Below are 23965 nucleotides of genomic sequence, written 5' to 3' on the forward strand. Positions count from 1 at the left end.
CACCCACCCCCATCGCCGCAGGAGAACCCACCATGATCCGCACCACCATCCCGAGAGGGCACCGGGCGCGCGCGGGAGCCGCCGTCCTCGCCACGCTCGCCACCGCCGCCCTCGGCGCCTGCGCGCCGTCCACCGGCGGCGAGGAGGCGGCGGAGAAGCCGCTGCCGGCCGTCACCGTGGAGGACGCCGCGTCCTTCGACCTGAACGCGCTCGTCGCCGCCGCGAAGAAGGAGGGCAGCGTCCTCGCCTACGACGGCAGCGGCGACGTCAAGGACATGGCGGCGGCGTTCGAGAAGAAGTACGGGATCAAGGCCGAGGGCGTGAAGTCCAAGGCCGCCGCCACCGCGGAGAAGATGACCCGGGAGGCGCAGGCCAAGAACGTCACCATCGACGTCAGCCTGTTCGAGGACGGCCCGATGCTCGTCGGGCAGCTCCTCCCGCAGGGGATCGTCAAGACGTGGATCCCGCCGGACCTCGCCAAGGACATCGACGAGAAGAACCGCAACCCGCTGATGATGATCTCCAAGGCGTACGTGTTCGCCTACAACCCCAAGCTCAACCCCGGCGGCTGCCCGGTGAAGAACATGTGGGAGCTCACCGAGCCGCAGTGGAAGGGCAAGGTGATGATGCAGGACCCGCTGGGCAAGGAGGTCTTCACCCAGTGGTTCACGCAGATGTCGGAGCAGGGCACCGACAAGCTCGCCGCCGCCTACGGGAAGCTCGGCAAGGGCGAGCTCAAGACGGAGGAGAAGGACGCCGCGTACGAGTGGGTGAAGCGGCTGGCGAAGAACGACCCGGTCCTCACCAGTGAGGACGAGGACGTCGCGACCGCCGTCGGCGCGCCCAACCAGACCCGCACCACGATCGGGCTGTTCTCCATCGCCAAGTTCCGCGACCTGGAGGACAAGAAGTTCACCATGAAGGTCTGCGAGGGCCTGGCCCCGTGGACCGGCTTCGCCTACCCGAAGTTCGCCACGATCGCGACCGGCTCCAAGCACCCGAACGCCGCCAAGCTCTTCGTCCACTTCGCGATGGAGAAGGAGGGCTTCGACCTGGAGGCCCACTCGGGCGGCGTGTCCGGTAACAACGCGGTCGGCGTGAGCCCGGCGAACCCGCCCGGGCTCACCGACTGGAACACGCAGCTGTACTGGTTCTCCTCGGACAAGCTCATCGCCGACTTCCGCGCCCGCCAGGACATCAAGGACTTCTGGCGCGTCAACCACTCCTGACCACCGTCTCCCGGCGGGCCGCGGAGGCGGCCCGCCGGGCTCCATCCCCCCGGAGGAACTGCCCATGGCGGTCGCCGCCCCCGCACGGCCGGCGTCACGCGGCCGGCGCGTGCTGTACCGGGCACGCGTGCTCCTGCGTGACCCGACCGTGCTGCTCGGCCTCGTGCTGAGCGCCGTCCTGCTCTACCTCGTCATCGCCCCGCTCGTGTCGGTCGTCTCGGACGCGGCCCGCGTCCAGTACGGCGACGAGGCCCGCTCCGGCCAGGACTACGGCTCGTTGACGGGCTACTACCTGTGGCGGGTGTTCCGCTCGCCCGTCAGCAAGCTGCTGTTCTGGGAGCCGCTGCTCCACACCGTCACGGTCGCGGTCGGCGTCATCGTGTTCGCGCTCGTCGTCGGCGGGTCGATGGCGTGGCTCGTGACCCGCACGAACGTCCCGGGGCGCAAGTTCCTGGCCGGCGCGCTCGTCGTCCCGTACATGCTGCCGTCCTGGACGTTCGCGCTCGCTTGGCTGTCGCTGTTCAAGAACGAGCGCTCCGGCGGCCAGGTCGGCTACCTCCAGGGCGCCGGCGTCCACACCCCCGACTGGCTGGCCTACGGGCCGCTGCCGATCATCGTTACGCTCGGGCTGCACTACTACCCGTTCGTCCTGCTGCTGTTCGGCAACGCGCTGCGCCGCATCGACTCGCAGCTGGAGGACTCGGCCCGCATCCTCGGCGCCGGCGGCCGGACGGTCGTCCGCCGCATCACGCTGCCGCTGATGCTGCCCGCGCTGTCGTCGGCGGTGCTGCTCGTCCTCGGCCGCGTCCTCGGCACGTTCGGCACCCCGTACATTCTCGGGCTGCCCAGCGACTACAACGTCCTGTCCACCGGCCTCTACCACGCCATCCGCGACCGCAGCACCGGCGTCGCCTCGACGCTCGCAGGCGTCATCGTGCTGATCGGCGTGCTCGTCGTGGTCGTCGACACCCGGCTCGTGCGGGAGCAGCGCCGGTTCGTCACGGTCGGCGGGAAGGGCGCCATGGACCGCCGCAGCGACCTGCGCCGCTGGCGGTGGCCCGCGTTCGGCCTCGGCATGGCGGTGTTCGCCGCGAGCGTCGTCATCCCCGTCCTGACCCTGCTGCTGTCGACCGTCACCAAGACGCCGGGCGTGTTCAGCGCCGACAACTTCACGCTCAAGTACTGGTTCGGCGCCGAGCTCGAGGGCGCGGTCGGCTTCCCGCACGGCGTGCTGCGCGGCACCGAGCTGTGGGCGGCGGCCTGGAACAGCCTGCGCATCGTCGGCGTCGCCGCGCTCGTCTGCGGCATCGCCGGGCTGCTCATCGGCTACGTGGTGGTGCGCGGCGCCGGGAGCCGCGTCTCCGGCTTCCTGCGGCAGGTGTCGTTCCTGCCGTACCTGGTGCCCGGCATCGCGTTCGCCGCCGCCTCGCTGTCGCTGTTCGCCGTCCAGCGCGGGCCGGTCCCGGCGCTGTACGGGACGATCACGCTGCTCGTGGTCGTGATGGTGGTGACGCATCTGCCGTACTCGTCCCGGTCCGGGATCTCGGCGATGATGCAGCTCGGCCGGGAACCGGAGGAGGCCGCGCAGATCAGCGGCGCCCGCTGGTGGACCCGGATGACGCGGATCATCATGCCGATCCAGCGGGGCGCGCTCGTCACCGGCGTGGTGCTGCCGTTCATCTCCGGGCTGAAGGAGCTCAGCATCGTCATCATGCTGACCACCGCCGGCACCCAGCTGCTGACCACCCTGTCCATCGGGCTCGTCGAGTACGGCTACACCCAGCTCGCCAACGGCGTCGTCCTCATCATCGCCCTGCTCTCGTTCACCATGACCTACCTGGCCCAGCGGCTCACCAAGAGCAGCCTGGCCTCGGGCATCGGAGGTTGATCAATGCCGGCCATCACCCTCAGCGGAGTGGTCAAGACCTATCCCGGCGGCGCCCGCCCGGCCGTGAAGGACCTGGACCTCACCATCCCGGACGGCTCGTTCACCTGCCTGCTCGGTCCGTCCGGCTGCGGCAAGACCACCACCCTGCGCATGATCGCCGGGCTGGAGCAGCCGTCCCGCGGTGAGATCGCCGTGGGGGAGCGGGTACTGGACTCGGTGGAACGCGGCGTCTACGTCCCCCCGGAGAAGCGCGACATGGGCCTGGTCTTCCAGAACTACGCGCTCTGGCCGCACCTCACCGTGCGCGGCAACACCGAGTTCGGGCTGCGGATGCGCAAGGTCCCGGCCGACAAGCGCAAGGCCCGCGCCCAGGAGGCGCTGGAGAAGGTGCACGTCGCCGACTGCATGGACCGCTACCCGTCGCAGCTGTCGGGCGGCCAGCAGCAGCGCGTGGCGCTCGCCCGCATGCTCGCCGTCGACCCCGACGTCCTGCTGCTGGACGAGCCGCTGTCGAACCTGGACGCGCGGCTGCGCCTGGAGATGCGCACCGAGCTGAAGCGCATCCACGACGAGACGGGTGCGACCGTCGTGTTCGTCACGCATGATCAGATGGAGGCCATGACGATGGCCACGCACATCGCCGTCATGTCGGAGGGGGAGTTGCAGCAGGTGGCGCCGCCGATGGAGATGTACGAGCGGCCGGGCAACCGGTTCGTCGCCGAGTTCGTGGGCAGCCCGCCGATGAACATCGTGCCCCTTTCCGGCGAGCCCGGCGGGCTCGCCGGGTCGCTGCTCCGGTACACCGAGAAGCGCGCCGTGGGGACGCCGGGGTGCGTCGGCATCCGGCCCGAGGCGCTCAAGCTGGCCCGGACGGCCGGTGACGTACCGGACACCGCCTGGTCGGACGAGGCCGTCGTCGAGACCGTCCTGCCGACCGGCGCGAGCTGGACCGTGCAGCTCCGTGTCCTCGACACCGAGATGTTCGCCGTCACCCACGAGGACCCCGAGGCCGGGCCGGGCGACCGGCTCGTCTGCTGGGCGCGCCCCGGACGCCTGCACCTGTTCGCCGCGGACGGTGCCCGGATGGGCGCCTGGGACGACGCCGTCGCGCCCGTCGCGAAGGCGGCCTCATGACCCTGCCCGAGCCGCGCGCGCTCCTCCTCGATTTCGGCGGCGTGCTGGTCGAGACGTCCCGCCGTCCGGGCTGGTCGGCGGCGCTCGCGAAGGAGGTGCACGCGACCCTCGTCCGCGCCGGCTGCCACGCCCTCGACGTCGCCGCCGTCGAGACCGACATCAAGGCGGGCGTCGCGGCGGACAAGTGCTGGAAGGACGCGATGTCCCGCCCGTACGCGCCGCCGGAGATGACGCACGCCGCGTTCTGGGGCGACTACGTGGCCGCCGACTGGCCGGCGCCCGCCCGGCAGCTGGTCATCGCGCACGCGACCCCGCTGTGCAAGCGGATGGGGGAGCTGCGGCAGGAACGCCGCATCCGCCCCGGCATCCCCGAGCTGCTCGACGCCGCCGACGGCCTCGGCATCCCCTGCGCGGTCGTGTCCAACGCGCTGTCGGGCGCCGTCCACCGGGACTTCACCGCGGCGACGGGCCTGGACGGGAAGCTGGCCTTCGAGGTCTACAGCGACGAGGTCGGCGTGCGCAAACCCAACCCGGAGATGATCTGGATCGCGACCCGGGCGCTCGGCATCGAGCCGGCGGACGCCTGGTATGCCGGCGACAACTTCGACCGCGACGTGGTCTGCGGGCACCGCGCCGGCGTCGGCGGCAACATCCTCATGGTCGCCAAGGGGACCTACGACGTCCCGTACGAGGTCCGGGCGCGCCCGGACGCGGTCGTCGACGACGGCCACGGCCTGCTCGAACTGCTCACCAACGCCACAGAAGGAGACGTATGAACGTCGATGTGCCCGCCTCGCGGGACCTGGCCGGAATCGCCGAGCTCGCCGCTCGCGCCACGGGGGACCGGCTGCGGACGGCGTTCCGCTCGCGTCCCGAGGTCGACACCAAGCGCGACATGCACGACCCCGTCACCGAGCACGACCGCGCGGCGGAGGAGACCATCCGTGAGGTGCTCGCCAAGGAGACGCCGGGCAGCGTCGTCGTCGGTGAGGAGGGCGGCGCGCAGGGCGAGGACGGCGACATCCGCTGGTACGTCGACCCCATCGACGGCACCGCCAACTTCGCGGTCGGCCTGCCGTTCTTCTGCGTGTCCATCGGCGCCGTCTCCGGCGGCGAGGTCGTCGCGGGCGCCGTGTACGACCCGGTGCGGGACGAGATGTTCAGCGCGTCCCTCGGCGGCGCGACCTGCAACGGGACGCGGATCGAGAGCCGGGGCGCCTCCCGCGACGCGACCGCCGTCATCGCCACGTCCTACCCGAACGCCCGCGAGCTGGACGCGGACCGCGACAGGGCGCTGCGCCGCTTCGGCCAGATGGTCGACGCGTTCGCCACCCTGCGCCGCCCCGGCAGCGCCGCGCTCACCCTCGCGCACGTCGCCGCCGGCTGGACCGACGTGGCCTACGACCCGTCCATCAACGCCTGGGACGTCACCGCGGCGCTGCTGCTCGTCCGGCAGGCGGGCGGGACGTACCTGCCGCTCGGCGGAGAGCCCGGCGCCCCCGACCACATGGCGCCCGGCTACCTGGCCTGCGTCGGCGGGTTCGACCTCGAAGGTTCCGTCATGCGCGAAGTGACCGGCGCATGAGCACCACCGGAGTCCGCACGGTCGACTGGATCGTCACCGACCTGGACGGCACCCTCGTCGGCCGCGACAAGGAGATCGTCGAACCGAGCCTCGCCGCGCTGCGCCGCTTCATGGACGCGGGCGGCACGGTCGTCATCGCGACCGGACGCAGCGAGGCCGCCGCGCTCCCGTACTACCGGGCCCTCGGAGTCACCACCCCCGCGATCCTCTACAACGGGGCGCGCGTGGTCGACCTGAGCACCGGCGCCGTCCTGCACCGCCGCTGCCTGAGCGCGGCCTCCTGGGCGGAGCTGACGATGCTGTTCGGCTCCCTCTCCGAGGGCGTGTGGCCGGTGGCGTTCAGCGGCGGCCGCGCGCACGTGGTCTCCGAGAGCCCGACGCTGCGCGAGTACGCCGACCGGGACGGCATCACGCTCACCCGCATCGGCGCCTGGGGCGACCTGCCGCTCGACGACATCACCAAGGTCATGATGGTCTGCGACCGCCCCGAGCTGATGGACCCCGCCGAGGAGCTCGTGTCGGCGAAGGTCGAGGGCGTCACCCTCGTCCGGTCGGAGAGCACCTACCTGGAGGCGCTCCCGGCGGGCGCGACCAAGGGCGCCGCGCTCCGCGAGCTGGCCGCCGCGCGCGGCGTGGCCCTCGCGGACGTCGCGGCGATCGGCGACAACCCCAACGACCTGGACATGATCCAGGCCGCCGGCCTGGGCGCGGCGGTGGGCGACGGCGCCGAGGCGGTCCGCGCCGCCGCGGACATCGTCGTCGCGGCGTGCGCGGACGGCGCGGTCGCCGACCTGGTCGCGCGCGTCCTGCCGTGATCCTGACCGTCATCGGCTGCGCCGGCTCCGTCCCGGGGCCGGACGCGGTGTGCTCCTGCTACCTGCTGGAGCACGACGGCTTCCGGCTCCTCCTGGACGCCGGGACCGGCGCGGCCGGCCCCCTGCAGCGCTTCGCGGACCCGCGCGCGATCGACGCCGCGGTCATCAGCCACGGCCACCGCGACCACTGCGCGGACCTCGTCCCCCTGGCCTACATCCGGCACCACCGCGGCCCGTCCCCGCGGCTCCCGGTGATCGCCCCCGCCGGCGAGTCCGCACCGCCGGGCTACGAGTACGCCTTCGACTGGCGCACGCCGCCGTCGGCGCCCCTCGCGCTAGGGCCGTTCACGGTCGAGACGGCACCGGTCCGCCACTCGGTGCCCGCGCTGGGCGTCCGCGTGACGGCCGGCGGCCGCACCCTCACCTACTCCGGCGACACCGGTGAGTGCCCCGAACTCCTGGACCTGGCACGCGACACCAACATCCTTCTGTGCGAAGCAGCGGCATCCGTCGAAACCCCCGGCGCCGCAGAAACCCACCTGACGCCGGCCCAAGCGGGTGACCTGGCAAAACAGGCTGCCGCCGAGCATCTCGTCCTCACCCACTTACGCCCCTGGGCCGACCCGGCAGTCGCCCTCCACGAAGCCCGCCAGTCCTGCGACGCCCCGATAACCCTCGCGACCCCCGGCCTCCGCCTCATCGCCTGACCCTGGTCTTCACGTCCGTGGGCGACGCCTTTCGCGGGTCGCCCATGCCGTTCTGCTCGCTCGCACGGACGGGTCGCTCTCAGGCGGGGGCGGTGGTGGTGCGGATGTCCAGGCGCGGGGGGACGGTGAGGCGCTGCGGTTTCGCCGAGGGGCCGTCCTTGACACGGGACAGGAGGGCCGCCATCGCCAGGCGGCCGAGTTCGGCGGGCGGCGGGGCGATCGTCGTCACCTGTGCCGCCTCGGCGCCCGGCGGGGTGCCGTGGACGATCAGCGAGACGTCCTCGGGGACGCGCCGTCCGGCGCGCAGCAGAGCGGTGAGCGCGGTCGTGCCGGTCGTGTCGCCGAGGGCGAGGACGGCGGTGGCGGCGCGGGGCAACTCCTCCGGGGCGGTCACGACGGTCAGGCCGGCGGCCTCGCAGGCGCCGCGCAGGGGGGAGGGGCGGGCGCCCACGTCCAGGCAGGCCATACCGCGGTGGCCGAGTTCCGCCAGGTGGGCGATCGCCTGCTCCACGGCCGCCGTGTCGTCGCCCGTCACGCAGTCGACGCGGGTCGAGCGCAGGGAGCGGCCCACGACGGCGGCGGGGCAGCCGGCGGCGGCGCGCTCGATGTCGGCGGCGGCGATCCTCGGGCCGCACAGGACCACGCCGTCCGGGCGCAGGTCGAGCAGGTCGTTCAGCGCGGCGAGTTCGCGGGCGGGACGGCCGCGGCCGGTGGTCGCCAGCAGGCGGACGTCGCCGTGCGCGGCCTCGTCGGCGAGGCCGTCGTGGACCGCGGCGCAGCCGGGGTCGTGGAGGTCGGGCAGGAGGACGCCGACGATGCCCGTCCGGCCGGCGGCGAGGCCCCGCGCCATCATGTTGGGCCGGTAGCCCAGCTCGCGGGCCGCCTCCAGGACGGCCTTGCGGCGCGGCTCGGCGACTTTCGGGGAGCCGCGCATCACCAGCGACACCAGGGCCCGGGACACGCCGGCGCGCGCGGCGACGTCCTCCAGCGTCGGATGCCCCACACCAACTCCTTCGCATCGTTGAACTGCGGCGTGTTGTTGTTATGAGCGGCCTCATAACAACAACACGCCGCAGGTCAACGTAGTTGCTAGTCTCGCGGGTCCCAGTCGCCGGGGGTGACGGCCAGGTCGAGCGGGTCGGCGACATCCTTCCAGTCGACGAACTTGAAGTTGGTGTTCTCGCGGACCTCGCCGTTCTCGTCGACGGCGACGGGCGTGTTCTCGCCGTCGTGGACGACCAGGAGGCCGCTGGTGAAGCGGCCGATCGGGGCGCTGGTCACCATGGCGCCGTCGCAGACCTCGGAGCCGTCCACGAGGGTGCCGGGGGCGATGCGGAACCGGCCGATGTAGTCGGTCGGGTCCTCGCGGTCGTAGACGACGAAGGTGTTGTCGCCCTGGCTGGAGGCGATCAGGTAGCCCTCGCCGTCGTCCTGCTTGTAGATGGACAGGCCCTCGGCGTCGGCGGTGATGTGCTCGCCGCCCACGCCGGGGTCGGGGCCGCTGGGGTCGCATTCCTCCGTGTCGGGGTTGTAGGTGGCGGGGACGCCGTACTCCTTGACCTTGTCGATGAGCCGCGGCGCGCCGTCCAGCGGGATGCGCCAGATGCCGACGTCCTCCTGCGCCGCGTACAGCACCCCGTGCTCGGGGTCGGCGACCATGCCCTCGACCTGCGGGCCCTCGCCCGGGTCCTCGCAGGGCGTCCAGGTGCCGCCGGGCACCGGGAACGAGGTGGGCAGGTCGAGGTCGCGGACGTGCCGGTAGGTGATCGTGCCCGCCCGCGTGGCGACCAGCCGGACGAGCCCGAGCCGGGAGGTGTGCCGGCGGCTGAGGGCGACGTAGCCGCCGCCGTCCGAGTCGCCCCAGGACGCCAGCCCGTACGCCGTCGCCTGCTCGTTGACGTCGTCGAGGGAGGAGGAGAAGACGAACGGCGCGGACGGGTCGGTGACGTCGGTGAGCGGGGCCCGGTGGTCCTCGGCCTCGTCCGGGTCGATCACGTAGCTGCGGACGGTGTCGCGGCCGCGGTCGGACACCACGGCCAGGTCGACCTTGTGGCGCCCGAGCTGGAATCCGTAGATCAGGTCGACGTTGTTGAACCGGCCGGGCTCGTCCCCGGGCCGGGGCGGGGCGGGCGCGGCGAACCGCTGGATCTCGCGGCCGGCGGCGTCGTACACCACGAGGCCGCCCTCCTTGAGGGGGGCGATGACGAGGTCGCCGTCGCGGTCGTCCGGGTGGCTCCAGATCGCGGGGTCGTCGGCGTTGGCGTTGCCGCCCGCCTCGTCGTCGTAGTTCGGCGGCGTCTCCAGCGTGGCGCGGACCTGGGCGAGGTCGTCGTCGGCCGCCGCCGGGACGGCGGGCAGGACGGCGGCGGCGAGCGCGAGGGCCGCGGCGGCGGCGATCGGCCGGAGTCGGGGGGTGGGGCTCAGCTGCATCGGGTTCCTCCTGATGCGTGGTGCGGACGCCTGCACCGTAAGTGTTAGAGCGCTCTAATTCAATAGAGCGCTCTAATTGATCAAGAACTTTCATCCGGGGTTCGCCGCGCCGTCCCCCGGCGGCTACCGCTCGACGAGGGTGAGCGCGAACGAGTAGCGGTCGGCGCGGTACACGTGGCAGCCGTGCTCGATCGCGATGCCCTTGTCGTCGTAGGCGGTGCGGTTCATCGTCAGCAGCGGGACGCCGCGCCGCTCGTCCAGCAGCCGGGCCTCGGCGGCCGTCGCGCCGCGCGCGCCGATGGTCTGGTTCGCGATGCGCAGGTTGATGCCGGTCGCGCGGAGCAGCTCGTAGAGGCCGTGCTCGGCGAGGTCGGCCTCGGTCACCGTGATCAGGTCGGGCGGCAGGTAGTTGGTGAGCACCGCGAGCGGCTCGTCGCCGGTGCACCGGATCCGGCGCATCCGGACGACCTCGGCGCCGGGCGGGACGCCGAGCTCCTTGGCCACCGTGTCCCCGGCCGGGACGGGGCCGAGCTCCAGGACCCGGGTGCGCGGCTCCCGGCCGGCCGCCGCGAGGTCGTCGTGCAGGCTCGTCAGCTCGATCGAGCGGCGGATCTCCGACCGGACGACCTGCGTGCCGACGCCGCGCTTGCGCACCAGTAGCCCGCGGTCGACCAGGTGCTGAATGGCCTGCCGGACGGTCGGGCGGGACAGCCCGCACCGGTCGGCCAGCTCCACCTCGTTCTCCAGTCGGGTGCCCGGGGCAAGCTCACCGGCGCGTATGGCCGCCTCCAGCTGCTGGGCGAGCTGGTAGTACAGCGGCACGGGGCTGCTGCGGTCCACGGTCACGCGCGGTCGATACACCCGTCGTCTCCTCTCGTACGGGACGATCGTACCCCGGAGCGTGTGTTTAACTTATTACCTCATAATGTCCTAACAAACTATTGACATCTCCGCATGAGCTTCAGCAGACTCGGCGGAGCCGGTGGCACCGCCGGCGCGAGCACGTCCGCTGGAGAGATGGTGAGTCGATGATCAAGGATCGTGTCGCGGGAGCCCCGATCTCGTGGGGGGTGTGCGAGGTGCCCGGCTGGGGCCACCAGCTGGCGCCCGCGCGGGTGCTGGCGGAGATGCGCGATCTCGGGCTGGCCGCCACCGAGTTCGGGCCGGACGGCTTCCTGCCCGCCGGGGCCGCCGAGCGCGCCGCGCTGCTCGCCGGGTACGGGCTCCGCGCGGTGGGCGGGTTCGCGCCGGTCGTGCTGCACGACCCGGACCGCGACCCGCTGCCCGACGTCCGGCGGATCCTGTCCGGGTTCGGTGTGGAACGCTCCAACGACCGGCTCACGCTGGTGCTCGCCGCCGTCACCGGCCTGGACGGCTACGACGAGAGGCCGGAACTCGACGCGGCGGGCTGGTCTGCGCTGCTCGGCAACCTCGACCGGATCGGCGCGGCGGCGGCCGAGGCCGGCGTCCGCGCGGTGCTGCACCCGCACGTCGGGACGATGTTGGAACGGTCCGACGAGGTGCGGCGCGTCCTCGACGGGTCGGGGATCCCGCTCTGCCTGGACACCGGCCACCTGCTGATCGGCGGCACCGACCCCGGCGAACTCGCCGCGCGCGCCCCCGGCCGGATCGCGCACGTCCACCTCAAGGACGTCGACGCATCGCTCGCCGAGGCCGTCCGGGCGGGCGCGGCCCCCTACACCGACGCCGTCCGGGACGGCATCTACCGCCCGCTCGGCGCGGGCGACATCGACATCGCCGGGATCATCGGCTCCCTCGAAGGCGCCGGCTACGACGGCTGGTACGTCCTCGAGCAGGACATGATCATCGACGCCGAGCCCGCGCCCGGCGCCGGACCCCTCGCCGACGTGCGCGCCTGCGTCGACTTCCTCGCCGGGATCGCCGCATGACCAGGTTCGACGTCATCACCGTGGGCCGCGTCGGCGTCGACCTCTACCCGCTCCAGTCCGGCGCCCCGCTGGACGAGGTCGAGACGTTCGCCCGGTTCCTCGGCGGCAGCGCCACCAACGTCGCGGTCGCCGCCGCCCGGCTCGGCCGCCGCGCCGCCGTGGTCACCCGCACCGGCGCCGACCCGTTCGGCCGCTTCGTCCGCCGCGCCCTGGCCGAGTACGGGGTGGACGCCCGGTTCGTCGCGGACGTCCCCGGCCTGCCGACCCCCGTCACGTTCTGCGAGCTGTTCCCGCCCGACGACTTCCCGCTGTACTTCTACCGCTTCCCGAAGGCCCCCGACCTGGAGATCCGCGCGGACGAGCTGGACCTCCCCGCCATCGAGGCCGCCGGGCTGCTCTGGACGACCGTGACCGGGCTGTGCGCCGAACCGTCCCGGACGGCGACGCTCGCCGCGCTCGGCGCCCGCCGCCGCGCCGGCTTCACCGTCCTCGACCTGGACTACCGGCCCATGTTCTGGGACTCCCCGGCCGAGGCGGGGCGCCGGGCGGGCGAGGCCCTCGAACACGCGACCGTCGCCGTCGGCAACCTCGCCGAGTGCGAGGTCGCCGTGGGGGAGACCGACCCGATGCGGGCCGCCCGTGCGCTCCTCGACCGCGGCGTCCGCCTCGCCGTCGTCAAGCGCGGGCCGGACGGCGTCCTCGCGGTCGACGACGAGGGGCGGGTGGTGGAGTCCCCACCGGTGCCGGTCGAAGTCGTCAACGGCCTCGGTGCCGGGGACGCGTTCGGCGGCGCCCTCTGCCACGGGCTGCTCGCCGGCTGGGACCTCCCGCGCGCGATCGGGTTCGCCAACCGGGCCGGCGCGGTCGTCGCGTCCCGGCTCGCCTGCTCGGCCGCGATGCCCACCGCCGCCGAGATCGCGGAACCGGCGGTGGCCCCGTGACCCTCGACCCCGTGGCCCTCGACACCGAGACCCCGCCGAGTCCGCGGGCCGGGCGGATCGCGGCGCTCGCCGAGACGCGCGCCGCCCGCCCGGAGTCCATCGCCGAGGCCGCCGCCCGCCGCACCCGCCGCGCGTCGCTGCTCGGCCCGACCGGGCGGCTCATGCTGATCGCCGCCGACCACCCGGCGCGCGGCGCCCTCGCCGCCGGCGGCGATCCGCTCGCCATGGCCGACCGCGGCCGGCTCCTCGACCGGCTGTGCACGGCGCTGGAGCGCCCCGGCGTGGACGGCGTCCTCGCCACCCCCGACGTCGCGGAGGACCTGCTGCTCCTCGGCGCCCTCGACGGCAAGATCGTGATCGGCTCGATGAACCGCGGCGGGCTCGCCGGCGCGTCCTTCGAGATCGACGACCGCTTCACCGCCTACAGCGCCGACGCGATCGCCGCGTCCCGCCTCGACGGCGGCAAGGTCCTGCTGCGCGTCGACGACGACGATCCGGCGACGCCGCGCACGCTGGAGGGCTGCGCCCGCGCGGTGTCCGCGCTCGCCGGGCACGGCCTGATGGCGATGGTCGAGCCGTTCATCGCCCGCCGGGTGGACGGCCGCGTCCGCAACGACCTCACCCCGGAGGCGATGATCCGCGCGATCTCGATCGCGTCGGCCCTCGGCACGACCTCGGCGCGGACCTGGCTGAAGGTCCCCGTCGTCCCCGACATGGAGCGCGTGATGGCCGCCTCGACCCTGCCCGCGCTGCTGCTCGGCGGCGAGGTCTCCGCCGACCCGCGCGCCGCCCGCGACGGCTGGCGCCGCGCCCTGCGGCTCCCGACCGTGCGGGGCCTGGTCGTCGGCCGCTCCCTTCTTTACCCTGCCGACGGCGATGTGGCCGGAGCCGTGGACGCAGCAGTGGAGGTCATTTGACTTCGTCCACTCGCCTAGTGGCGGGGGACTCCGACCCTCGCGGGTCGGGTTTCCTGCTTCGTCGCCGACTGCCCGCCGGGCTCGCGCCGTTTGGGTCTCACGTCAGCTCCACAGGCAGACACCGCCAGCCCGGCGGCCAGAACGTTTTTCGCGGCGTTGATATCACGGTCATGGACCGCGCCGCACCCGCACTCCCATTGCCTCACGTTGAGGGGCATCGACCCGGCGACCGTCCCGCAGTCCCCGCACAGCTTGGAGCTGGGGAACCACCGGTCGATCACGACGAGTTCGCGGCCGTACCAGTCGGCCTTGTATTCCAGCATCGTGCGCAGGTCCCGCCATGCCGCGTCGGAGATCGCGCGGGCCAGGCGATGATTGCGGACCATGCCCGCGACATGCAGATCCTCGATCACGACCACTTGGTTCTCGTGGACGAGACGAGTCGTCAGCTGATGCAGGAGATCCCGGCGCCGGTCGGCGATCCGCGCATGGATCCGCGCGACCCGCACTCTGGCCTTCTCCCGGTTCTTCGATCCCTTGGCCTTCCGGGACAGGTCCCTCTGCGCGCGGGCCAGGCGCTCGCGGTCCCGGCGCTCATGCCGGGGGTTGGTGACTTTCTCACCCGTCGACAGGGTGACCAGCGATGTGACCCCGGCGTCGATCCCCACGGCCCGGTCAGCGGGGTTGAGACGGGTGATGGTGTCATCGCACAACAGGGACACGAACCACCGCCCGGCCGCGTCGCGGGACACCGTGACCGTGGACGGCTCCGCCCCTTCGGGCAGATGCCCAGACCACACGATGTCAAGCGGCCCGCTCACCAGGAACGCCAGGTCCGGAGTCTTCTTCCAGGCGGTGAGCATTGCGGAGGTCTCCACGTAGGATACGCGTCGCTGCTCCCCGTACCAGGCACGCGTCCGCGCTTCCAGCGCCCGGTTGTACGCCAGGCGCGCACACCCGAATGTGCGGGACAACTCCGCCGCCTGCTCGTCTGTGGGATAGAAGCGGCACCGGAACGCCCGCTTCACCTGCCGCGCCATGTCTCACATTCCACTGCCACTCTGAGTAAGGATCGTACGTTCGTTCGAATTGGGCCGCGTTTCATCCCCTGCCTGAAGGCAGGGGCGTCCACACCTTGGAGAGCTTGATGAACACGAGACTGACGGTGGGCCAGGCGGTCGTCCGGTTCCTGGGCGCGCAGTACAGCGAGCGGGACGGCGAGGAGCACCGGTTCTTCGCCGGATGCTTCGGGATCTTCGGGCACGGCAACGTCGCCGGCCTGGGGCAGGCGCTGCTGGAGCACGCCGACGATCTTCCCTACTACATGGCGCGCAACGAGCAGGCGATGGTGCACGCCGCGGCCGGCTACGCCCGGATGAACGACCGGTTGTCCACGCTGGCCTGCACGACGTCCATCGGGCCTGGTGCGACCAACATGGTGACGGGTGCTGCGCTCGCCACCATCAATCGGCTGCCGGTGCTCTTGCTGCCCGGTGACATCTTCGCCACCCGTCCCGCCAACCCGGTGTTGCAGGAGCTGGAGGACGCCCGCTCCTACGACGCGTCGGTGAACGACTGCTTCAAGCCGGTGTCGAAGTACTGGGATCGCATCAACCGCCCCGAGCAGTTGCCGAGCGCGCTGCTGGCCGCGATGCGCGTCCTCACCGACCCGGCCGAGACGGGTGCCGTCACCCTGGCCCTGCCGCAGGACGTCCAGGCGGAGGCATTCGACTGGCCGGACGAGCTGTTCGCCCGCCGCGTCTGGCGCATCCCGCGTCCGGTCCCCGAGCCCGCCGTGCTTGAGGAGGCCGCCGCGATCCTCCGATCGGCTGAACGCCCGCTGATCGTGGCGGGCGGCGGTGTCATCTACTCGCAGGCCACCGACGCCCTGCGCGCCTTCGCCGAGCGCACGGGCATCCCGGTGGCCGAAACGCAGGCGGGCAAGGGCTCGCTGCCCTGGGATCACGAATGCTCGGTCGGCGCGATCGGTGCGACCGGCACGACGGCCGCGAACGCACTCGCTCGTGAAGCCGACGTCGTGCTCGGCATCGGCACCCGCTACAGCGACTTCACCACGGCGTCCCACAGCCTGTTCGCCAACCCCGGCGTCCGCTTCGTCAACGTCAACGTCGCACGTCCCGACGCCGCCAAGCTCGCCGCCACGACCGTCGTCGCGGACGCCAGGGAGGCGCTCCGGGTCCTCGGCACGGCCCTCGAAGGCCACCCCGTCCCCGATGCGCATCGAGAGCGGGGGCGGGAGTTGGCCGCGCGGTGGAACGCCGTCGTCGATGAGGCGTTCGGGGAGCGGCGCGAGGGGCTGCCCGCGCAGGCCGAGATCATCGGGGTCGTCAACGAGGTGTCCGGGCCCCGGGACGTGGTGGTGTGCGCGGCCGGGTCCATGCCGGGCGACCTGCACAAGCTGTGGCGGACCCGCGACCCCAAGGGCTACCACGTCGAATACGGCTACTCCTGCATGGGCTACGAGATCGCCGGCGGGCTCGGCGTGAAGATGGCCGCGCCCGACCGCGAGGTGTTCGTCCTCGTCGGGGACGGCTCGTACCTGATGATGGCGCAGGAGCTCGCCACGGCCGTCGCCGAGGGCGTCAAGCTGATCGTCGTCCTCGTCCAGAACCACGGCTACGCGTCGATCGGGAACCTGTCCGAGAGCGTGGGGGCGGAGCGGTTCGGCACCCGCTACCGCACCCGGACCGCCACCGGCCTCGACGGTGAGACGGTCCCCGTCGACCTCGCCGCGAACGCCGCCAGCCTCGGCGCGGACGTGCTCCGCGCCGACGGCGTCGACGGGCTCCGGGACGCGCTGCGCAAGGCCATCGACTCACCCCGCACCACCGTCGTCCACGTGGAGACCGACCCGCTCGCCCCCGCCCCCGACAGCGAGGCGTGGTGGGACGTGCCGGTCGCCGAGGTGTCGGCGCTGGCACCCACGGCCGAAGCCCGCGCCCGCTACGACGACGACAAGAAGACCCAGCGCCGCTACCTGTGAGAGGAACCCCCATGCGCTCGATTCAGCACCGGATCGGCGGTGTCCCGGTCGGCGGGAGCGCCGCGGCGCCCGTCCACGACCCCGCGACCGGGCAGCAGACCGCCGAGGTCGTGCTCGGCCGCCGGGCCGAGGTGGACGCCGCCGCCGGCGCCGCCGCGCGGGCCTTCGCCTCCTGGCGGGAGGTGTCGCTGACCCGGCGGGCGCGGATCATGTTCGCGCTGCGCGACCTGCTCGCCCGGCACGAGGACGAGCTGGCCCGGCTGATCACCGCCGAGCACGGCAAGGTCCTGGACGACGCGCGCGGCGAGGTCGTCCGGGGCCGCGAGGTCGTCGAGTTCGCCTGCGGCATCCCGCAGATGCTGAAGGGCGAGTACTCCGACCAGGTCTCCTCCGGCGTGGACGCGTTCTCCTTCCGGGAGCCGCTCGGCGTGTGCGCCGGGATCGTCCCGTTCAACTTCCCCGTAATGGTGCCGCTGTGGATGCACCCGGTCGCGATCGCCTGCGGCAACGCGTTCGTGCTGAAGCCGAGCGAGCGCGTCCCGTCCGCGTCCAACCTGGTCGCCGAGCTGTACGCCGAGGCGGGCCTGCCGGACGGGGTGTTCAACGTCCTGCACGGCGACGCCGAGACCGCCGAGGCCCTGATCGCGCACCCCGGCGTCGCGGCGGTGTCGTTCGTCGGGTCGACGCCCGTCGCCCGGCACGTCCACGAGGCGGCGAGCACCGCCGGCAAGCGGGTGCAGGCCCTCGGCGGCGCGAAGAACCACGCGGTGGTGCTGCCCGACGCCGACCTCGACCTCGCCGCCGACCAGATCACCGCGGCGGCCTACGGGTCGGCCGGGCAGCGCTGCATGGCGATCTCCGTGGCGGTCGCGGTCGGGGACGCCGCCGACCCGCTCATCGAGCGGCTCGCCGACCGGGCCCGCGCGATCAGGGTCGGGCCGGGCGGGGACCCGTCCAGCGAGATGGGGCCGCTGATCAGCGCGGCGGCGCGGGAGCGCGTCAGCGGGCACGTCGAGGAGGCGGCCCGCGCGGGCGCCAAGCTCGTCGTGGACGGCCGCGACCTCCCCGGCCCCGGCTTCTTCGTCGGCCCCTGCCTGCTCGACGGCGTCTCCACCGACATGCCCGCCTACGAGCAGGAGATCTTCGGGCCCGTCCTGGTGGTGCTGCGCGCCGGGACGCTCGACGAGGCGATCGCGCTGGTCAACGCCAACCCCTACGGCAACGGCACGGCGATCTTCACCTCGTCCGGGGCGGCGGCGCGGCGGTACCAGCGGTCCGTGCACGTCGGGATGATCGGGGTGAACGTCCCGATCCCGGTGCCGATGGCGTTCTACTCGTTCGGCGGCTGGAAGGCGTCGCTGTTCGGCGACACCCACGTCCACGGGCCCGAGGGCGTCCGGTTCTACACGCGCCAGAAGGCCGTCACGTCCCGGTGGCCCGAGCCCGCCGGCGTCGCCGCCGAGGCGCCCGGGATGGCGTTCCCCACGGCGGGCTGACCCAAGGCCGACCCAAAGCCCGATCCAAGGCCGACCCAAGATTGTCCTGGGGCTTTCCCGGCGCGTCCAGGCTCGTTCACCGCCGGTTCAGCGGCGGCGACCAGGCTCCCGCGTGATCCCCTCACGCTAAGGAGTGCCCATGTCCGTGACCCGTCGCGGAGTCGTCAAGGGCGGCGCGGCCGGCGCCCTGTCCATCGCCCTCGCCGGAAGCCTGGAGGGCGTCTTCCAGACGTCCGCCGGCGCCGACACCGGCGAGGCGTACGGCTACGGCCCGCTCGTCCCCGACCCCAAGGGCGTCCTGGACCTGCCCCAGGGCTTCCACTACAAGCAGCTGTCGGTGGAAGGCGACCCGATCTCGGAGGGCGTCGTCGTTCCCGGCCACCACGACGGAATGGCCACCTTCCCCGGCGGCAGGCACGGCCGGACCCGGCTCGTGCGCAACCACGAGCAGGGCACCAACGGCACCCGCGCCGTCGGCCGCCCCGAGCTGACCTACGACCCGGCCGTCAACGGCGGCACCACCACGCTGGAGGTCGACAGCCGCGGCAACCTGCTGTCGCAGTACGTCAGCCTCGCCGGGACGGCGGTGAACTGCGCCGGCGGCCGCACCCCCTGGGGGACCTGGCTGACCTGCGAGGAGACCGAGGGCGTCAAGGGCGAGACCAAGAGCCACGGATGGGTGTTCGAGGTCGACCCGGACGGCCGGCGCACCGAGCCCGTCCCGCTGACCGGCCTCGGCCGCTTCGCGCACGAGGCCGTCGCCGTCGACCCGCACACCCTCACCGCCTACCTCACCGAGGACGCGTCCGGGCCGTTCGGGCTGTTCTACCGGTTCCGCCCCCGCGCCCACCGCGGCGGCTACCACGCCTACATGCGGGGCGGGAGCCTGGAGGCGATGAACGTGCGCGGAGTCCCGGACCTGTCGCTCGTCACCGAGCCCGGCACCCGGCTGCGCGTCGAGTGGCTGGACGTCCCGGACCCGTCGGCGAAGAAGACGTCGGTGCGCAGGCAGTTCGACACGATCACCCGGAGCCAGAAGCTCGAAGGCGCCTGGTGGGGGCACGGCAAGGCGTACTTCGTCGCGAGCTTCTCGGACTCCGGCGACGGCGCCGCCCGCGACCACGCCGGGCAGGTCTGGACCTACGACCCGCGCCGCAACGAGATCGAACTCCAGCTGATCTTCAAGCCGGGCGGCCGGTTCGACGGACCCGACAACATCACCGTCTCCCCGTACGGCGGCGGCGTGATCCTCGCCGAGGACGGCGACGGCGAGCAGTACCTCGTCGGCACCACCCGGAAGGACAAGCCGTTCGCGATGGCCCGCAACGCCCTCAACGGCAGCGAGTTCACCGGCGTCACGTTCTCCCCGGACGGCCGCATCCTGTTCGCCAACCGCCAGTCCGACCCCGGCGCGACGTTCGCCATCACCGGCCCCTGGCACCGCCTGCGCGGCTAGCCGGGGGCTCGGCAGAAGGCGGCTAGGCGAGGCCCCTGCGGGCCACGGCGGGCGGGCGGGTGCCCCGGATGGAGGCCACCATGTCGAGAACCTGGCGCATCCCGTCCGCCTGCGATTCCGGCACGCGGAAGTACCTCGCCCCCAGCCACGCGTAGACGGACGCCGCGGCGAGCAGCCCGGGATCGGGCTCCCGGGCGTCCGTCTCCAGCGTGACCAGCACGGCGCCCCCGGAGGCGGCGAGTCGTTCCACCCGGCTCGCCGGGGGCGCCGTGCCCGCGTCCGCGGCACCGGGCGGAACCGGCGCGTCCGGTGGAAGGACCATCCGCTCTTGCATCCCCATGCCTCCAAGCGTGGCACGATCGGAGTCCTGGAATCGTCCTTCGGGAGACGCGGGAGATCGGAGCGTGATGGTGACCGTGGTGCTCGTCCTGGCCGGCCTGGCCGTGCTGGGCGCCGTCGTCGTCCTCGCCATGGGCAGGGGCGGGGAGCTGGCCGAGACCCATCCCGACTACCCGCCGCTCGCGCTGGACGCCGCGGGCCGTCCCGTCCTCGGGCCCGAGGGGTCCCGGCTCCGGTTTCCCACCACGATCTGGGGTTATCAGATGCAGGTGACGGACGAGGCCGTGCACCGCCTGACCGACGCCCTCCGCGAGCGCGACGCCCGCGTGGCCGACCTGGAGCGCCAGCTGTACGACCTCCGCAACCGCGCCGGCGAACCCGCCATCGGCGCCCTGCACGGTCTGGAGGAGCCCGGCGACGGCGTGCTGCTCCGCAAGGAGACCGTGCCCGTCGAGGACGAGCCCGGCCCCGAGGAGGAGCGCCAGTGAGCCGAGTCGCCGTCCACGCGGAGGCCGTGTCCGCCGCCCCGGCAGAGCGCGTCTTCGCCCTGCTCACCGACTGGCCGCGGCACGCCGAGTGGATGCCCTTCACCAGCGCCGAAGGCGGCGACAAGGCCGGCGACGAACTGCGGGCGTGGACGGGCATCGGCCCGGTCGGCTTCACCGACACCATGGTCATCACCGACTGGCGGGACGGCCGCCGCGTCGCCGTCCGGCACACCGGCCGTGTCGTGCGCGGCGAGGCGTGGTTCAAGGTCGTCCCGGAGGGGGCGGGCAGCCGCGTCATCTGGGCGGAGCTCATCGACCTGCCCCTCGGCCCGCTCGGCCGCGCCGGCTGGCTGGTCGCCGGCCCGGTCGTGAAGGCGTTCCTGGCCCTCGGCCTGCGCCGCCTCGCCGCGCTGGCGCAGGAGCCGGCTCCGCCGCGGGGAAACGGCGCTGTCGGAGGCATCGGGTAGAACGGGCGGGTGACCACCGCGATTCTGGGCGAGGACGGGCTGGCGCGCTGCCCGTGGGGGCTGTCGGCCCCCGACTACATCGCCTACCACGACGACGAGTGGGGCCGTCCGGTCCGCGACGACCTGGGCCTCTACGAGAAGCTCTGCCTGGAGGCGTTCCAGTCGGGGCTCTCCTGGCTGACGATCCTGCGCAAGCGCGAGAGCTTCCGCGCCGCCTTCTGCGGCTTCGACCCCGAGAAGGTCGCCGCGTTCGGCCCGGACGACGTCGAGCGCCTGATGGCCGACGCCGCCATCGTCCGGAACCGGGCGAAGATCGAGGCGTCGATCGCCAACGCCCGCGCCGCCCTCGACCTCCCCGGCGGCCTCGCCGCGACCGCCTGGCGCTACGCCGACCCCGACTCCCCGGCCTACGCCGACACGGCCGACGTCCCCGCCTACACCGACGCCTCGAAGGCACTCGCCAAGGAGCTGAAGAAGCACGGCTTCCGCTTCGTCGGTCCCACCACCGCCTACGCACTGATGCAGGCGTGCGGGCTGGTGAACGACCACCTGACCGGCTGCTCCTTCCGCTAGTCACTCGGCCCTGGTCGCCTCCAGCAGCGGGACCTCGGCGGCCCGGCGCGCCGGGAGCGCCGAGGTCGCCAGGGCGACCGCCGCCGCGCCCGCGATGACGGCCGGGAACAGCCACCACGGCGGGTCCGGGGCAAGGAACGAGCTGCCCGTCGCGACGTACATCAGGAACACGCTGCCGAGCGCCGTCCCGATGCCGAGGAGCCCGCCGAGCAGCACGACGGTCGCGGCCTCCCAGCGGACGACCGCCCTGATCTGCGCGGCCGTCGCGCCGACCGCGCCGAGCAGCCCGAACTCGCGGGTCCGCTCGCCGACGCTCATCGAGACGGTGGTCGCCATCCCGAACAGGGCGAGGACGAGCGCCATCCCGATGAACCCGTAGATGACCGTCAGCCCGCTGGTCATCGACCCCTTGGCCAGGTCGATGTAGGCGCCCTTGCCGAGGACCTCGACGCCGGGCGTGCCGGCGAACGCGCGGGCGAGGTCCCGCTCGGAGCCGCCCCGCGCGAGGACGACCTGCGCGGGCGCGTCGGGGTCGAGCCGGTCCATGGTCGCCGCCGACACCAGCGCCTGGTCGGCGAACAGGTGCGACGGGTCGTGGTAGGCGGCGGCGACCGTCAGCGGCACGCGGCCCTGTGCTCCGCGCACGACGATCTTCTGCCCCTTCTTGATCTTCTGGGCCGTCAGCACCGTGGAGGTGAGGGCGATCTCGCCGTCCCCGAGCCGGGGCAGGCGCCCGCCGAGCTTCAGCACCTCCGGCAGCGCGTCCTGGTCGGCGCCCGTCACCGCCAGGTAGACCGGCAGCGGCGGCTCCTCCGGCGACGACCGCTTCGGCGGCGGCGAGACGAGCTTGATCTGCGACGCCGTCAGCGCGGCCGCGGCGGACACGCCGGGCACCGCCGCGGCCTTGGCCGCCGCGTCGCGCGGCAGCGGCGCCGGGCCGCCCGACGCCGCGCCGGTCGCCGCGATCGCGTGCTCGGCGCGCATCACCTGCCCGCCGGTCTCGGCGAACCGCGCGTCCGCCGACAGGACGGTCAGCGCGGTCGCGCCGACCAGCGCCACGCCCAGCATCAGCGACGACGCCGCCGACGACACCCGCTGCGGGCTGCGGGTGATGGTGGCGCGGGCGAGCCGCCCGGCCTCGCCGCTCACGGCCGTCCCGACCCGGCCGACCAGGCCGCCGAGGGGGCCGACGAAGAACGGGGCGAGGACGGCGAGCGCCGCGACCGTCGTCATGCAACCCAGCAGGACCATGACGCAGACGCCGATGGTGCGCTCCGGGCCCGGCGGCTCCTCGTACCTGATCCCGAAGACGCCGCCGAAGAAGATCCACGCGCACGCGAAGACGGCGAGCGCGCCGATCAGCCGCCCCCGGCGGCGGCCGGGCGTCTCGGTGCTCGCCGCGCGCAGTGCCTGCATGGGGGAGACGCGCGCCGCGCGGCGCGCCGCCCGCCACGCCGCGAGCTGGGTGACCACGATCCCGGCCACGGCCGGGACGGCCAGGGCGACCCAGCCGAACTGCACGTCCGCGGCGGAGATGTCGAAGCCGTCGTCGGCGAACAGCGTGGTGAGCAGCGCCGACACCGGGTAGCCGAGCAGCACGCCGCCCGCCGATCCGACCAGGCCGAGCGCCAGGGCCTCCCACCGGATCAGCCGCTTGATCTGGCGGGGCGTCGCGCCGATCGCGCTGAGCAGCGCCAGCCGCCGCGTCCGCTGCCGGACCAGCGTGCCGAACGTGTTCGCCACGACGAACAGCCCGACGAACACCGCGACGGACGAGACCATCCCGATGGCGCCGCCGATCGACGCCCCGGCCGACTCCAGATCGGCCGACTGGGCGTTCCGCACGCCCGCCGCGGTGCGGACGGTGACGTCCTGCCCGAGGGCGCGGGCCAGGTCCGCGCGGAGCTTCGCCGGCGCGACGCCCGGCGCGGCCTTCACCCACACGCCCTGCCAGGTCCCGGCCGGGAGGCCCGCCGCCGCCTGGACGGTCGCGGGCGGCGCCAGCAGCAGGTCTCCGCTCGCGACGGAGCCGTGGTCCTGCACGGTGACGATCCCGACGAGCTTCAGGGTGCGGCTCTGCTTCGGCAGCAGCACCCGGACCGGGTCGCCCACATCGAGCTTCCCGGCCCGCGCCACGTGCCGGGTCACGGCGACCTCGCCGTCCGCGGCGGGCGCCCGGCCCGACTCCAGGCGGTACGGGTTGAGCCGCGCGTCGGACGTCCACGGCCGCAGCGTCGTCCCCGCCCCGGCGGGCGGCGGGATCGCCTTCCCGCCCGACCCGTGCGCGGTCACCGGGACCATCGCGTCCCCCGCGACCGCCGCCACGCCCGGACGCCCCGAGACGGCGCTCAGCGCGACCTGGCCGTCCGGCGTCGCGTACGGGTCGTCGGTGTCCACCGATCCGCCGAGGACGAGCACGTCGGAGCGGGCGTACTCGCTGGCGTCGCTGCCCGACACCGCCTCCTGCGCCCGCAGCGTGAACTGCAGCGACCCCGCGATCAGCCCGATCGAGAACGCCGCCGCCAGCAGCGTGGCGGCCATCCGCATCCAGCCCTCGGCGAAGGAGCGGCGGGCGATCAGCCACAT

The 23965-nt window shown here is 73.4% G+C and carries 22 protein-coding genes; 16 read left to right on the forward strand and 6 right to left on the reverse strand.

The annotated features are described in order from the left end of the window. The 7 genes from E1284_RS18780 to E1284_RS18810 all read left to right on the forward strand — a co-directional run. A partial coding sequence (locus tag E1284_RS18780; RefSeq protein WP_341770403.1) for an ABC transporter substrate-binding protein occupies positions 1 to 1229 on the forward strand: 1229 nt, incomplete at its 5' end. A 127-nt stretch (positions 1230 to 1356) separates the two neighbouring features. After that, on the forward strand, positions 1357 to 3117 hold the full coding sequence (locus E1284_RS18785; RefSeq protein ID WP_243714585.1) for an ABC transporter permease: 1761 nt from the start codon (positions 1357 to 1359) through the stop codon (positions 3115 to 3117). Between the two features lie 3 nt (positions 3118 to 3120). Continuing rightward, positions 3121 to 4251 (forward strand): ABC transporter ATP-binding protein, encoded by a 1131-nt coding sequence (locus E1284_RS18790; RefSeq protein ID WP_131940648.1) that lies wholly within the window; start codon positions 3121 to 3123, stop codon positions 4249 to 4251. After that, on the forward strand, positions 4248 to 5027 hold the full coding sequence (locus tag E1284_RS18795) for an HAD family hydrolase (protein ID WP_131940650.1): 780 nt from the start codon (positions 4248 to 4250) through the stop codon (positions 5025 to 5027). The genes E1284_RS18790 and E1284_RS18795 overlap by 4 nt, the downstream gene beginning before the upstream one ends. Beyond that, positions 5024 to 5836: an inositol monophosphatase family protein gene (locus E1284_RS18800; RefSeq protein ID WP_131940652.1), complete on the forward strand. Its 813-nt coding sequence runs from the start codon at positions 5024 to 5026 to the stop codon at positions 5834 to 5836. Before E1284_RS18795 ends, E1284_RS18800 begins: the two co-directional genes overlap by 4 nt. Next, positions 5833 to 6651 (forward strand): Cof-type HAD-IIB family hydrolase, encoded by an 819-nt coding sequence (locus tag E1284_RS18805; RefSeq protein ID WP_131940654.1) that lies wholly within the window; start codon positions 5833 to 5835, stop codon positions 6649 to 6651. The genes E1284_RS18800 and E1284_RS18805 overlap by 4 nt, the downstream gene beginning before the upstream one ends. Continuing rightward, a complete protein-coding gene (locus E1284_RS18810; RefSeq protein WP_165965329.1) occupies positions 6648 to 7358 on the forward strand; it encodes an MBL fold metallo-hydrolase in 711 nt (236 codons plus the stop codon). Before E1284_RS18805 ends, E1284_RS18810 begins: the two co-directional genes overlap by 4 nt. Positions 7359 to 7437: 79 nt before the next feature. On the opposite strand, the gene E1284_RS18815 is transcribed toward E1284_RS18810, so the two are convergent. The 3 genes from E1284_RS18815 to E1284_RS18825 all read right to left on the reverse strand — a co-directional run bounded on the left by E1284_RS18815 (position 7438) and on the right by E1284_RS18825 (position 10649). Next, positions 7438 to 8361 carry a LacI family DNA-binding transcriptional regulator gene (locus E1284_RS18815; RefSeq protein ID WP_131940658.1) on the reverse strand — a complete coding sequence of 308 codons (924 nt, stop codon included), beginning with the start codon at positions 8359 to 8361 and terminating at the stop codon, positions 7438 to 7440. Positions 8362 to 8447: 86 nt separating this feature from the next. Beyond that, positions 8448 to 9788, reverse strand: coding sequence for a phytase (locus E1284_RS18820; protein ID WP_131940660.1), 1341 nt, complete (start codon positions 9786 to 9788; stop codon positions 8448 to 8450). A 123-nt stretch (positions 9789 to 9911) separates the two neighbouring features. After that, a complete protein-coding gene (locus tag E1284_RS18825; protein ID WP_131940662.1) occupies positions 9912 to 10649 on the reverse strand; it encodes a GntR family transcriptional regulator in 738 nt (245 codons plus the stop codon). A 167-nt stretch (positions 10650 to 10816) separates the two neighbouring features. On the opposite strand from E1284_RS18825, the gene E1284_RS18830 reads away from it, so the two are divergent. From E1284_RS18830 to E1284_RS18840, 3 genes are read left to right on the forward strand one after another with little or no spacing between them, the layout of a single operon-like run. Next, the gene (locus E1284_RS18830) at positions 10817 to 11698 is read left to right on the forward strand and encodes a TIM barrel protein (RefSeq protein WP_131940664.1); all 882 of its coding nucleotides are present in this window, start codon (positions 10817 to 10819) and stop codon (positions 11696 to 11698) included. Further along, positions 11695 to 12639, forward strand: coding sequence for a 5-dehydro-2-deoxygluconokinase (iolC, locus tag E1284_RS18835; RefSeq protein WP_131940666.1), 945 nt, complete (start codon positions 11695 to 11697; stop codon positions 12637 to 12639). The genes E1284_RS18830 and iolC overlap by 4 nt, the downstream gene beginning before the upstream one ends. A 56-nt stretch (positions 12640 to 12695) precedes the next feature. Beyond that, a complete protein-coding gene (locus tag E1284_RS18840) occupies positions 12696 to 13556 on the forward strand; it encodes a Cgl0159 family (beta/alpha)8-fold protein (protein ID WP_131940693.1) in 861 nt (286 codons plus the stop codon). Positions 13557 to 13570: 14 nt separating this feature from the next. On the opposite strand, the gene E1284_RS18845 is transcribed toward E1284_RS18840, so the two are convergent. Beyond that, positions 13571 to 14596 carry an RNA-guided endonuclease InsQ/TnpB family protein gene (locus E1284_RS18845; protein ID WP_131940668.1) on the reverse strand — a complete coding sequence of 342 codons (1026 nt, stop codon included), beginning with the start codon at positions 14594 to 14596 and terminating at the stop codon, positions 13571 to 13573. A 107-nt stretch (positions 14597 to 14703) separates the two neighbouring features. On the opposite strand from E1284_RS18845, the gene iolD reads away from it, so the two are divergent. The 3 genes from iolD (at position 14704) to E1284_RS18860 (ending at position 19512) form a co-directional block, all read left to right on the forward strand. Continuing rightward, complete coding sequence (gene iolD / locus E1284_RS18850) at positions 14704 to 16560, forward strand: 3D-(3,5/4)-trihydroxycyclohexane-1,2-dione acylhydrolase (decyclizing) (RefSeq protein WP_131940670.1); 1857 nt, start codon at positions 14704 to 14706, stop codon at positions 16558 to 16560. 11 nt (positions 16561 to 16571) lie between these two features. Then, positions 16572 to 18056 carry a CoA-acylating methylmalonate-semialdehyde dehydrogenase gene (locus E1284_RS18855; RefSeq protein ID WP_131940671.1) on the forward strand — a complete coding sequence of 495 codons (1485 nt, stop codon included), beginning with the start codon at positions 16572 to 16574 and terminating at the stop codon, positions 18054 to 18056. 139 nt (positions 18057 to 18195) lie between these two features. Further along, positions 18196 to 19512 carry an alkaline phosphatase PhoX gene (locus E1284_RS18860; protein ID WP_131940673.1) on the forward strand — a complete coding sequence of 439 codons (1317 nt, stop codon included), beginning with the start codon at positions 18196 to 18198 and terminating at the stop codon, positions 19510 to 19512. Between the two features lie 22 nt (positions 19513 to 19534). Here the strand turns inward: E1284_RS18860 and E1284_RS18865 are convergent, their stop codons facing one another. After that, on the reverse strand, positions 19535 to 19852 hold the full coding sequence (locus E1284_RS18865; RefSeq protein WP_131940675.1) for a hypothetical protein: 318 nt from the start codon (positions 19850 to 19852) through the stop codon (positions 19535 to 19537). A gap of 64 nt (positions 19853 to 19916) precedes the next feature. Between E1284_RS18865 and E1284_RS18870 the strand changes: the two genes are divergently transcribed. The 3 genes from E1284_RS18870 to E1284_RS18880 are packed head-to-tail and all read left to right on the forward strand — an operon-like array spanning position 19917 to position 21379. After that, positions 19917 to 20339 carry a hypothetical protein gene (locus E1284_RS18870; protein ID WP_131940677.1) on the forward strand — a complete coding sequence of 141 codons (423 nt, stop codon included), beginning with the start codon at positions 19917 to 19919 and terminating at the stop codon, positions 20337 to 20339. Then, entirely contained in the window at positions 20336 to 20806 is a 471-nt protein-coding gene (locus E1284_RS18875; RefSeq protein WP_131940679.1) for an SRPBCC family protein, read from the forward strand. The genes E1284_RS18870 and E1284_RS18875 overlap by 4 nt, the downstream gene beginning before the upstream one ends. A gap of 9 nt (positions 20807 to 20815) precedes the next feature. Continuing rightward, positions 20816 to 21379, forward strand: a complete 564-nt coding sequence (locus E1284_RS18880; protein ID WP_131940681.1) for a DNA-3-methyladenine glycosylase I — start codon at positions 20816 to 20818, stop codon at positions 21377 to 21379. Here E1284_RS18880 and E1284_RS18885 read toward each other — a convergent pair whose 3' ends face one another. Next, positions 21380 to 23965, reverse strand: coding sequence for an FtsX-like permease family protein (locus E1284_RS18885; protein WP_131940683.1), 2586 nt, complete (start codon positions 23963 to 23965; stop codon positions 21380 to 21382).

The organism is Actinomadura bangladeshensis (genome assembly GCF_004348335.1).
Lineage (GTDB): Bacteria > Actinomycetota > Actinomycetes > Streptosporangiales > Streptosporangiaceae > Spirillospora > Spirillospora bangladeshensis.